This is a genomic window from Rhizobacter sp., assembly GCF_035702065.1.
GTDB lineage: Bacteria > Pseudomonadota > Gammaproteobacteria > Burkholderiales > Burkholderiaceae_C > Rhizobacter.
The window spans coordinates 1-9,797 of the sequence record NZ_DASSRA010000331.1 but is presented as its reverse complement, the minus strand read 5'-3'; the positions used below and the strand labels follow the sequence as shown (position 1 = coordinate 9,797).

9 protein-coding genes and 1 pseudogene are annotated in these 9,797 nt (G+C 69.1%); 5 read left to right on the top strand and 5 right to left on the bottom strand.

Annotated elements, in window-relative coordinates; all coding sequences use genetic code 11:
* On the top strand, positions 1–1,813 hold a 1,813-nt coding region (locus tag VFL64_RS14830), incomplete at its 5' end, for a PhoX family protein (protein ID WP_489541154.1).
* Positions 1,814–1,888: 75 nt separating this feature from the next.
* Here the strand turns inward: VFL64_RS14830 and panB are convergent.
* A complete protein-coding gene (gene panB / locus VFL64_RS14825) occupies positions 1,889–2,743 on the bottom strand; it encodes a 3-methyl-2-oxobutanoate hydroxymethyltransferase (RefSeq protein WP_489541153.1) in 855 nt (284 codons plus the stop codon).
* A 114-nt stretch (positions 2,744–2,857) separates the two neighbouring features.
* Here panB and VFL64_RS14820 point away from each other — a divergent pair, with 114 nt between their 5' ends.
* Positions 2,858–3,781, top strand: a complete 924-nt coding sequence (locus VFL64_RS14820) for a LysR family transcriptional regulator (protein WP_489541152.1) — start codon at positions 2,858–2,860, stop codon at positions 3,779–3,781.
* Between the two features lie 9 nt (positions 3,782–3,790).
* On the opposite strand, the gene VFL64_RS14815 is transcribed toward VFL64_RS14820, so the two are convergent.
* Genes VFL64_RS14815 through VFL64_RS14805 form a run of 3 tightly spaced genes read right to left on the bottom strand, consistent with a single transcriptional unit; the run spans position 3,791 to position 6,326 of the window.
* Positions 3,791–4,537 (bottom strand): SDR family oxidoreductase, encoded by a 747-nt coding sequence (locus VFL64_RS14815; RefSeq protein ID WP_489541151.1) that lies wholly within the window; start codon positions 4,535–4,537, stop codon positions 3,791–3,793.
* The gene (locus VFL64_RS14810) at positions 4,534–5,346 is read right to left on the bottom strand and encodes a BPSS1780 family membrane protein (protein WP_489541150.1); all 813 of its coding nucleotides are present in this window, start codon (positions 5,344–5,346) and stop codon (positions 4,534–4,536) included. The genes VFL64_RS14815 and VFL64_RS14810 overlap by 4 nt, the downstream gene beginning before the upstream one ends.
* Before the next feature lie 20 nt (positions 5,347–5,366).
* Positions 5,367–6,326 carry a homoserine kinase gene (locus VFL64_RS14805; protein WP_489541149.1) on the bottom strand — a complete coding sequence of 320 codons (960 nt, stop codon included), beginning with the start codon at positions 6,324–6,326 and terminating at the stop codon, positions 5,367–5,369.
* Between the two features lie 206 nt (positions 6,327–6,532).
* Here VFL64_RS14805 and VFL64_RS14800 point away from each other — a divergent pair, with 206 nt between their 5' ends.
* A complete protein-coding gene (locus tag VFL64_RS14800) occupies positions 6,533–7,000 on the top strand; it encodes an MgtC/SapB family protein (RefSeq protein WP_489541155.1) in 468 nt (155 codons plus the stop codon).
* Here the strand turns inward: VFL64_RS14800 and VFL64_RS14795 are convergent.
* The gene (locus tag VFL64_RS14795; RefSeq protein ID WP_489541148.1) at positions 6,997–7,848 is read right to left on the bottom strand and encodes a DNA ligase; all 852 of its coding nucleotides are present in this window, start codon (positions 7,846–7,848) and stop codon (positions 6,997–6,999) included. The genes VFL64_RS14800 and VFL64_RS14795 overlap by 4 nt on opposite strands.
* 246 nt (positions 7,849–8,094) lie before the next feature.
* Between VFL64_RS14795 and VFL64_RS14790 the strand changes: the two genes are divergently transcribed.
* Positions 8,095–9,495 carry a GH1 family beta-glucosidase gene (locus tag VFL64_RS14790; protein WP_489541147.1) on the top strand — a complete coding sequence of 467 codons (1,401 nt, stop codon included), beginning with the start codon at positions 8,095–8,097 and terminating at the stop codon, positions 9,493–9,495.
* 50 nt (positions 9,496–9,545) lie between these two features.
* Positions 9,546–9,797 (top strand): annotated as a pseudogene (locus tag VFL64_RS14785) (carbohydrate ABC transporter substrate-binding protein); the annotation flags it as partial.

Here is a 9,797-nt window from a genome sequence, read left to right as displayed (position 1 = left end):
CTCCACCCGCGGCCTGCTGCTGATGAACCACGAGGCCACGACCGACAACTTCCTGCACGTCAACGGCAGCAGCGCGCGCCCGCGCCCGGCCTCCGAGACGGACAAGGAGATCGCGGTGCACGGCATCTCCGCCGTCGAGGTGCGCAAGACCGGCAACCAGTGGTCCTACGTGCAGGACTCGGCCTACAACCGCCGCGTGACGCCGCTCACCCCGGTGCAGCTCTCCGGCGCAGCCCGGGGACACGCGCTGATGCGCACCCTGTACTCGACCGCCGGCACCGCCGCGCGCGGCACCATCAACAACTGCGGCACGGGCAACACGCCCTGGGGCACCTACCTCTCGGGCGAGGAGAACTGGGCCGGCTACTTCACCCGCGGCGCGGCCGACAACGCAGCGCGCGACGCCAAGAGCGTGGTCTCGCTCAACCGCTACGGCCGTGCGCAGGGCGCAGCCAGCCGCCATGGCTGGGAGACCTCGGGCGCCGACGACAAGTACCGCCGCTGGGACATCAGCAAGACCGGCGCCTCCACCGACGGCACCGACGACTACCGCAACGAGTTGAACACCTTCGGCTACATCGTCGAGATCGACCCGTACGACAAGACCAAGGCAATCAAGAAGCGCACCTCGCTGGGCCGCTTCGCGCATGAGAGCGCCTCGTTCGGCAAGGCCGTGGCCGGCAAGCCGCTGGCCGTGTACATGGGCGACGACTCGATCGGCGAGTACATGTACAAGTTCGTCTCCACCGCCAACTGGGATGCGGCTGACGCGAGCGCAGCCGACCGCATCGCCACCGGCGACAAGTACCTGGATGCAGGCAAGCTGTACGTGGCGCGCTTCAACGCCGACGGCAGCGGCACCTGGATCGAGTTGAACATCGCCAACACGGCCATCGCCGGCTACGCGAACTACGCCTTCGCCGATCAGGGCGACGTGCTCATCAACGCGCGTCTCGCGGCCGATGCGGTGGGCGCCACCAAGATGGACCGCCCCGAGTGGTGCGCCGTCAACCCGGTGAGCGGCGAGATCTACTACACGCTCACCAACAACAGCAGCCGCAAGCTCGCGCCCACCGGCACGCAGCTGGGCCTGGACGCACCCAACCCGCGCAGCTACGCCGACTCGCGCTCGGGCGCTGCACCCGGAGCGCCGGGCAACATCAACGGCCACATCATCCGCCTGCGCGAGACCGGCGGCGAACCGGCGGCCACCAGCTTCAACTGGGACGTCTACCTCTTCGGCGCGCAGGCGGCACGTGATGCGGCCAACACCACGTTGACCGACGCCGAGTACGCCGCCCGCGTGAACATCTCGGGCCTGACCGACGAGCAGGACTTCTCCAGCCCCGATGGCCTGTGGTTCAGCCAGAACACCAAGCTGCTCTATGTGCAGACCGACGACGGCTCCTACACAGACGTCACCAACTGCATGATGCTGATCGGCGTGCCGGGCACGGTGGGCGACGGCGCCGCAGCGACGCTGAGCTACCCGGTGGCGGGCGGGGCCAACGTCGATGTGCAAACCTTCGTGGGTGCCAAGCCCACGCCGACCAAGCTCAAGCGCTTCCTGGTCGGCCCCGGCGATTGCGAACTCACCGGCTGCACCGAGACGCCCGATGGCCTGACGGTGTTCGCCAACATCCAGCACCCGGGCGAGACGATCACCGCCGCCAATGTCGCCAACCCGGCGAGCTACCGCAGCCACTGGCCGGCCAATGCCGGCTACCAGGGCACGGTCGGCACCGCCACGGCGCGCCCGCGCTCGGCCACCATCGCCATCACCAAGAACGACGGCGGGCGCATCGGCAGCTGAACACGCAGCGGATCACGAAGGAGAGAAGTTGAGCTTTGGCCGCGGGGCTTGCCCCGCGGCCTTTTTTCATGGCGCTCAGTGCGTCGCCAGCAACGACTTGAAGCTGTCGCGTGAGGCAGGCGACAGGTCGGAGGTTTGCTCCGGGCCGGGGAAGCTGCGCGCGCCCACGTCGGCCACGTAGCGGCGCGCGGCGGCGGCGATGTCCTGTGCCACGTTGAGGTAGCGGCGCGTGTGGCGGGGCTGGAAGTCGGTGTACAGGCCGAAGAGATCGTGAAAGACCTGGATCTCGCCATCGCAGTGCGGGCCCGAGCCGATGCCGATGGTGGGGATGGTGAGGCGGCGCGAGACCTCCTCGGCCACAGTGGCCGGCACCAGCTCCAGCACCACGGCGAAGGCGCCGGCCTCCTGCAGCGCCAGGGCATCGTCGAGCAGCGTGACCGCCGCGGTGGGCTCCCTGGCCTGCACGCGCGGGCCACCCAGCGCATGCGTGGATTGCGGCGTGAAGCCCAGGTGGCCGCACACCGGGATGCCGGCATGCACCAGCCGCTTCACCGTGGGTGCGACTTCGGCACCGCCTTCAAGCTTCACCGCGCCGACCTTGCCTTCGACCATCAGGCGGCCGGCGTTGCGCAGGGCCTCGTCGCTGGTCACCTGGTAGGTCATGAAGGGCATGTCGCCGATGACCAGGGCGCGCTGCGTGCCGCGCGACACGCTGCGTGCGTGGTAGATCACCTGGTCGAGGGTGACGGGCAGGGTGGTGTCTTCGCCCTGGATCACCATGCCCAGCGTGTCGCCCACCAGCAGCAGGGGCACGCCGGCAGCGTCGAGCATCTGGGCCGAGGTGTAGTCGTAGGCGGTGAGGGCGGCCACGCGCTCGCCGCGGGTCTTCATGGCCACGATGTCGCGGCCGGTGAGTCGGAGTGTCTTCATGGGGTGCTCCAGAGGTTGACGGAACAGAGGGGCGGGCGCACATTGCCAGCCGCGGTGGCTTCAGTCAACGCTAAGACTTGCCGTATTCCTCATAGTCATTCCTAAGAGCTCACGATGACCCTGGAAGACCTGCGCATCCTCGTCGCCGCCTGTGAGGCCGGCAGCCTCAGCGCGCTGGCGCGCGACACGCGCCGCACGCAGTCGGCGGTGAGCCAGCACATCTCGCGGCTCGAATCGGAGCTGGGCGTGAAGCTGTTCGAACGCCATGCGCGCGGCGTGGAGCCCACGGCCGCCGGGCGGGTGTTGAAGGAGTTCGCGCTCGAAGGGCTGGACGCGATCGAGGTGGGCCTGCAGCGCATCCGTGCGCTGCAGCACGGCGAGCCGGCCAGCCTGTCCATCACCACCGGCGGCACCACGGTGCGCCACTTCATGATGGGCGCCATCGTGCGCTTCAGGAAGGCGCATGCCGGCGTGAACCTGCGCTTCCTGCCGGCGGGTTCCACGCGCAGGTGCTTCGAGATCCTGCGCCTGAGTCAGGCCGACCTCGGCTTCATCACCATCGGCGAGCCCACGCGCGGCATCAAGGTGCGCACGGTGGCGCAGCAGCGGCTCTTCCTGCTGGCGGCGCCCACCGACCCGCTGGCCGCGCGGCGCCGGCTGAACGTGGCCGATCTGGCCGGCATCCGCTACCTGGGCCTCTCGGGCGGCACCACGCACCAGAGCGCCATCGAGCAGGCGGCGGCCGAGCGCGGCCTGGAGCTCAAGCCCGAGATCGTGTTCGACGACTTCGACACCGCCAAGGTGTTCGTCGAGCTGGGCCTGGGCCATGCCATCGTGCCGGCGGTGCATGCGCACAACTTCGCCCAGGGCGGCACGGTGAAGGCCGTGCCCATCGCCGACCTGCCGCCGGTGTCCATCGGGTGGGCCTTCCGCCACTGGCAGCACCTGTCGCCCACGGCGCGCGAGTTCGCCTCGCTGATGGACCAGGAGCTCAAGAAGATGGCGAAGGCGGTGCCGGGGTTCTCGCTGGCGACGTGATGCGTCGGATCAGCCGCGGCCCACGTAGGGCATCTTGGTGGCCATGATGGTCATGAACTGCACGTTCGATTCGAGCGGCAGCGCGGCCATGTGCACGATGGCGTCGGCCACGTGTTGCACGTCCATGCGCGGCTCCACCATCATCTGGCCGTTGGGCTGCAGGATGCCCTTTGCCATGCGCTCGGTCATCTCGGTGGCGGCGTTGCCGATGTCGATCTGCCCGCAGGCGATGTCGTAGGCACGGCCATCGAGCGAGGTCGACTTGGTCAGCCCCGTGATGGCGTGCTTGGTGGCGGTGTAGGGCGCGGTGAAGGGGCGCGGCGCATGGGCCGAGATCGAGCCGTTGTTGATGATGCGCCCGCCGCGCGGCGACTGGTTCTTCATCAGGCGGAAGGCCTGCTGCGTGCAGAGAAAGGCGCCGGTCAGGTTGACGTCGACCACGGCCTTCCACTGCGCGTAAGTCAGCTCTTCGAGCGGCACGGGCGGCGTGCCGCTGCCGGCGTTGTTGAACAGCAGGTCGAGGCGGCCGAAGCGTGCGTGCGTCTTGTCGAACAAGGCCTTGACCGACTCCGGGTCGCCCACGTCAGTGGGCACGGCCAGCGCGTTCGAGCCGAGTTCACCTGCATCGGCCACCGCCTGGTTCAGGGGCTCCGCGCGCCGACCGGCGAGCACCACGCCGTAGCCGGCACGCAGCAGGGCCAGCGAGGTGGCGCGGCCGCTGCCGGTGCCGGCACCGGTGACGAGGGCGATCTTCATGGTGCAGGCTCCTTCTCGAGGGCGGGCGTTTCGGGCGGGGCCTCGAAGCAATCGGCAAAGGTGAAGAACAGCGAGGCGTAGAACACGGCAGTGAACAGCAGCACGGCCGGCATCATCACCAGCGGCGCCACGCCGGGCGCGCCGATGAGGGCGAACAGCAGCGAGCTGGCCAACGCGAAGCCCATCACGATGCCCACGCCGGTGAGGCCGTAGACCGCAAAGGCCCACTTGTTGCGCCAGCAGGCCACGGTGCTGAAGAACATGGCCTTGCCTGCCGACTGGCCGCCCCAGAAGACCAGCGCCGGGGCATGCCAGAACGGCAGGCTGAGCAGGGTGGTGGCGCCGGCGAACCACAGGAAGCCGAGCTGCAAGCGGCCATCGGCCAGGCGCTCCGCCAAGCCTTCGGGCGTGGCCTTCTCGGCCAGGGCCGCGGTCTGGAAGGCCTGCATGCGCCCGCCGTCGATGGCGATGTAGACCAGGGCCACCGCGAACATGCAGGCGGCGTAGATCGCCCCCAGCTGCCACAGTGGGCGTGCATGCGGGCCGCGCAGGGGCGCGAACATGATGCTGGGCGTGGGGAAGCGGCCTTGCAGCGCCTGGTGCGTGCCCCGCATGAAGCCAAGCGTGATGAGCGGCAGGCTGGCCGAGAACAGCAGCGGCCCCACCCAGGGGATCAACTGGGCGACCACCATGCCCAGCAACAGCATGCCGAACAGGCCCATGAAGGAGAACGGCCGCGCGAAGAAGATGCGAAAGCCCTGGCGCACCCACAGTGCGCCGCGGCTGGGGGGGACGAGACGGAGTTGCATGGTTGGTTTGGTCACACGCCTCAGATCAGCGAAGGGTGCCAGGGTTCACTGACCCGGTGTGTCAGCACGCGCTCGAAGTGCGTGGGGTCGTGGGCTTTCAGCATGGAGGCGTCGCGCGGCAGGTGGAAGTCCCACAGCCGCGACACCCAGAAGCGCAGCGCCGCGGCGCGCAGCAGCGCCGGCATGAGTCGCCGCTCGCCCGAGTTCAGCTCGCGCACCGCGTTGTAGGCGGCGACGAAGGCCACGGCGCGGTCTTCGTCCAGGCGGCCGCTTTCGAGGTCGGTGCACCAGTCGTTGAGGCAGACGGCGATGTCGAACAGAAAGGTGTCGACGCCGGCGAAGTAGAAGTCGAAGAAGCCGGTGAGCTGGTGGCCTTCGAACATCACGTTGTCGCGGAACAGGTCGGCGTGGATGGGCCCGCGCGGCAGCGCCGCGTAGGCGGCCGAGGCGCCCAGCTGCTGCTGGAAGGCCAGCTCGCTCTCGATCAGTGTGCGCTGCTCGGCCATGAGATAGGGCGCGACCACCGGCACCGTCTCGCCCCACCAGGCGAGGCCGCGCAGGTTGGGTTGGTGGCGCGGGTAGTCGGCGCCGGCCAGGTGCATGCGCGCCAGCATGGCGCCCACGCTTTCGCAGTGGCTGGTGTCGGGGGCGAGCTGGTGGCCGCCGCTCAGGCGGTTGACCACCGCCGCCGGCTTGCCGCAGAGCTGGTGAAGGATCTCCCCGCCCGCATCGGCCTGCGGGTCTGGCACCGGGATGCCGTGCTGCGCCAGGTGCTTCATCAGGTGCAGGTAGAAGGGCAGCTGCTCGGCGGTCAGCCGCTCGAACAGCGTGAGCACATAGCGGCCCTGCGTGGTGTCGAGAAAGTAGTTGGTGTTCTCGATGCCGGAGGCGATGCCCTTGAGGGTGCTGAGATCGCCGATCCCGAGGCGGCCCGCCAGCGCGGCGGCCTCGTCGAATGAGACTTCGGTGAAGACGGCCATGTCAGTGGCGCCCGGCCGCCCGAAGCCACTGAGCGCCCCCTCGGGGGGCAGCGAGCGAAAGCGAGTGTGGGGGTTTCATGTCAGGGCCGAGGCAGCGCAATGCTGGGGGTCGGTGGCGTGAAAGTCATGGCGACGATTGTAGGCAGCGGGTTCTCCGCAGGAGCAGGCCGCCGGTGGCATGTCACTTGCCCCTTTGCGGCATGTCGATGTGGGACCGCATTCTCGGCACTCTGGGCGCGGAGTTCTCGGACGTTGCCGACGTCGAGCAGATCACGCGCATTCTGGTGCGCCTCTTGCTCGCAGCGCTGCTGGGCGGTGTGCTCGGCTACGAGCGCGAGCAGCAGGGCAAGGCGGCGGGCATCCGCACGCACATGCTGGTGGCCATGGGCGCGGCACTGTTCGTGTTCGTTCCACAGCAGGCCGGCCTGCAGGTGGCCGACATGAGCCGTGTGATCCAGGGCGTGATCGCCGGCATCGGCTTCCTGGGTGCCGGTGCCATCATCAAGAACCGTTCCGAGGAACAGGTGCAGGGCCTCACCACGGCGGCGGGTGTGTGGATGACGGCAGCAATCGGCATCGCCTGCGGCCTCGGGCGGGAGATGACCGCGGTGCTCAGCACGCTGCTGGGCCTGGCCGTGCTGGCCTTGGTGCCCAAGCTGGCTGGCAAGCCCTAGTCAGGCCGCACCCGCACAAAGCTCGCAAAGCGCGGCGCGCCGTCCGGGTGCAGGCCGATGTAGCGGTAGGTGACCTGGCTGCCGATGGGCGGTGGCGCCGCGCGATCGGCATCGCGCAGGCCGCTGCCCAGCTTGAAGTGCAGGCCTTGCGGTGTCTGGACGAGCAGCGCTCCGACCAGGCCCTGGTATTTGCCTTTGCCGGGCACATGGCCGACCACGGTGGCTTCGGCGTCGAGGTGCTGCTTGAGCTTGAGCAGGTCGTCGCTGCGTTCGCCGCGGTACAGCGATGCACCCCGGTGCAGCACCAGCCCCTCGCCGCCAGCGCGAACCGTGTCGTGCAGCAGGGCACGCAGTGCCGCTTCGTCGGCAAGCTGGCGGTGTGGCACGGGCTGCAGCCAGGGCACGGCCCTGCGCGCGAGGTCCTGCGTGAGGGCGGGCAAGCGTTGGTCGAAGGTGCCGGTGTGCGAGGGCAGGTCGAACACCATGTAGCGCAGCTGCCGCCAGGCGCCGTCATCGGGCAGTTCTTTCGCGACCGCGGATGACGCGGTGGTGAAGCGGCCTCGCCCGCCCCACAGTTCGCCGTCGAGCGCTTGCGCGGGCCAGCCCGCGGTGAACCAGGCGGGGGCCTGGATGCGCTGGCCGTGACGCGTCCACAACTGCTCGCCATCCCAGTAGCCGCGCACCCCGTCGTACTTTTCGCTGACGCGGTAGTCGGCCAGGTTCACGCCACCGCGGTAGACGTTGGCCAGCATCAGGGGCCGCGCGGTGGCGTGGCTGGTGCGAGGCACCCAGGGCAGGGCGCCCATCGCGAGGAGCAGGGCGCGTCGGTGGTTCGAAGGCAGAGGCATGGTCGGTGGCTGCGGTTGAAGAAGAAGCTGCGCAGGCTAGTGCCAGGCGGCAGGCGTGCCCAGCCCACCGAGGAGGGCCGTTCGGCCGTCGCCACACCCCAAGGAGCGACACCGCGGGCCGGCGACATGACCCTGCACCCGGGTTCTCCCTCATGACGTCAAAGCAGCGCAGCGATGTAATCCGGTTCGCAAATGGAAGCGATTCCACTTTCCCAAAGTTACATCGGCCCCAAGGAAATCGACCTCATGTCCGCGTCTGCCATCGCGCCTGCTTCCCCCTCGGCTTCCCAGGCCTTGCCTGTGCTCGCGCCACCGCGCCATTCGCCGATGGCCACCACCGGTTTCACCTGGGGCGTGGCCACCGCCTCGTACCAGATCGAGGGCGCGACCCACCGCGACGGCCGCCTGCCCTGCATCTGGGACACCTACGCCGCCACCCCGGGCAAGGTCGTCAACGGCGAGAACGGCGACCGTGCCTGCGAGCACTACGACCGCTGGCAAAGCGACGTGGACCTGATCGCCTCGCTGGGCGTCGACGCCTACCGCCTGTCGATCGCCTGGCCGCGCGTGATGGACGAGCAGGGCCGGCCCAACCGCGCCGGCATCGACTTCTACAAGCGCCTGCTCGACCGGCTCGAAGCCAAGGGCCTGAAGCGCTTCGTCACGCTTTACCACTGGGATCTGCCGCAGCACCTGGAAGACCGCGGCGGCTGGGTGAACCGCGACACCGCCTACCGCTTTGCCGACTATGCCGACCTGATGAGCCGCGAGCTGAGCGGCCACGTCACCGCCTGGGCCACGCTCAACGAGCCCTGGTGCTCGGCCTTCCTCGGCTACGCCAACGGCCGCCATGCCCCCGGGCGCACCAACCTGCGCTTCGCCACCCAGGCCATGCACCACCTGCTGCTCGGGCACGGCCTGGCCCTGCCGGCCCTGGAGGCCAACGACCCCGGCGCGCTGCGCGGGCTGGTGGCCAACATCGGCCGCGGCGCTCCCGAGCGCGACACCCCGGCCGATCGCGAAGCGGCCCGGCTCTTCGAGGTGCAGCACAACGAGTGGGTGCTCGGGCCGCTGCTGCGCGGCGCCTACCCCGCCGACCTGTTCCGGCTGTGGCCGGGCACCGAGCCGCTGGTGCTGCCCGGCGACATGGAGACCATCCACCGCCCGCTGGACTTCCTGGGCATCAACTACTACTTCGTGAGCACGTTGCGCAGCGATGGCGCCCATGGCTTCACCGAGCTGCCGCCGCCGGCTGGCGCCGAGCTCACCCAGATGGGCTGGCACGTCCATCCGCAGGGCTTGCAGGAACTGCTGGTGCGCTTCAAGGCGAGCTACCCGAATCTGCCACCGATCTACATCACCGAGAACGGCATGGCCTCCGACGACCGGGTGGTCGACGGGGAGGTCGACGACGCCCAGCGCATCGCCTACCTCAACCGCCACTTCGCCGCCGTGTCGGGGGCGATGGAGGCCGGGGTGGATGTTCGCGGCTACTTCATCTGGTCGCTGATGGACAACTACGAATGGGCCTTCGGCTACACACCGCGCTTCGGCATCGTGCACGTCGACTACGCCACCCAACAGCGCACGCTCAAGCAAAGCGCCAAGGCATTCACCGCATTCCTCAAGAACCGCAGCGCGGGGTGACCCGCATTTTTCAAGAAATGGCCCTGAGGCCACCCAACGGAGAAGACAACATGTTCATTCGACTCAAGCCCCTCGCCCTGGCTGCCGCCCTTGCCCTGGCCGCCGCCGGTTCTGCACACGCCCAGAAGGCCGAGGTCATCCATTGGTGGACTTCCGGCGGCGAGTCGGCCGCCGTGAAGGAACTCGCCAACGCCTACAACCAGGCGGGCGGCACCTGGGTCGACGAGGCCGTGGCCGGCGCCGACAACGCGCGCGCCGCCGCCATCAACCGCATTGCCGGCGGCAAGCCGCCGACGGCCGCG

Coding starts and splice junctions, on each gene's coding strand:
- VFL64_RS14795 (WP_489541148.1), bottom strand. CDS start 7,848: ATGCCTCTGCCTTCGAACCACCGACGCGCCCTGCTCCTCGCGATGGGC.
- panB (WP_489541153.1), bottom strand. CDS start 2,743: ATGAAGACACTCCGACTCACCGGCCGCGACATCGTGGCCATGAAGACC.
- VFL64_RS14815 (WP_489541151.1), bottom strand. CDS start 4,537: ATGAAGATCGCCCTCGTCACCGGTGCCGGCACCGGCAGCGGCCGCGCC.
- VFL64_RS14820 (WP_489541152.1), top strand. CDS start 2,858: ATGACCCTGGAAGACCTGCGCATCCTCGTCGCCGCCTGTGAGGCCGGC.
- VFL64_RS14800 (WP_489541155.1), top strand. CDS start 6,533: ATGTGGGACCGCATTCTCGGCACTCTGGGCGCGGAGTTCTCGGACGTT.
- VFL64_RS14810 (WP_489541150.1), bottom strand. CDS start 5,346: ATGCAACTCCGTCTCGTCCCCCCCAGCCGCGGCGCACTGTGGGTGCGC.
- VFL64_RS14805 (WP_489541149.1), bottom strand. CDS start 6,326: ATGGCCGTCTTCACCGAAGTCTCATTCGACGAGGCCGCCGCGCTGGCG.
- VFL64_RS14790 (WP_489541147.1), top strand. CDS start 8,095: ATGTCCGCGTCTGCCATCGCGCCTGCTTCCCCCTCGGCTTCCCAGGCC.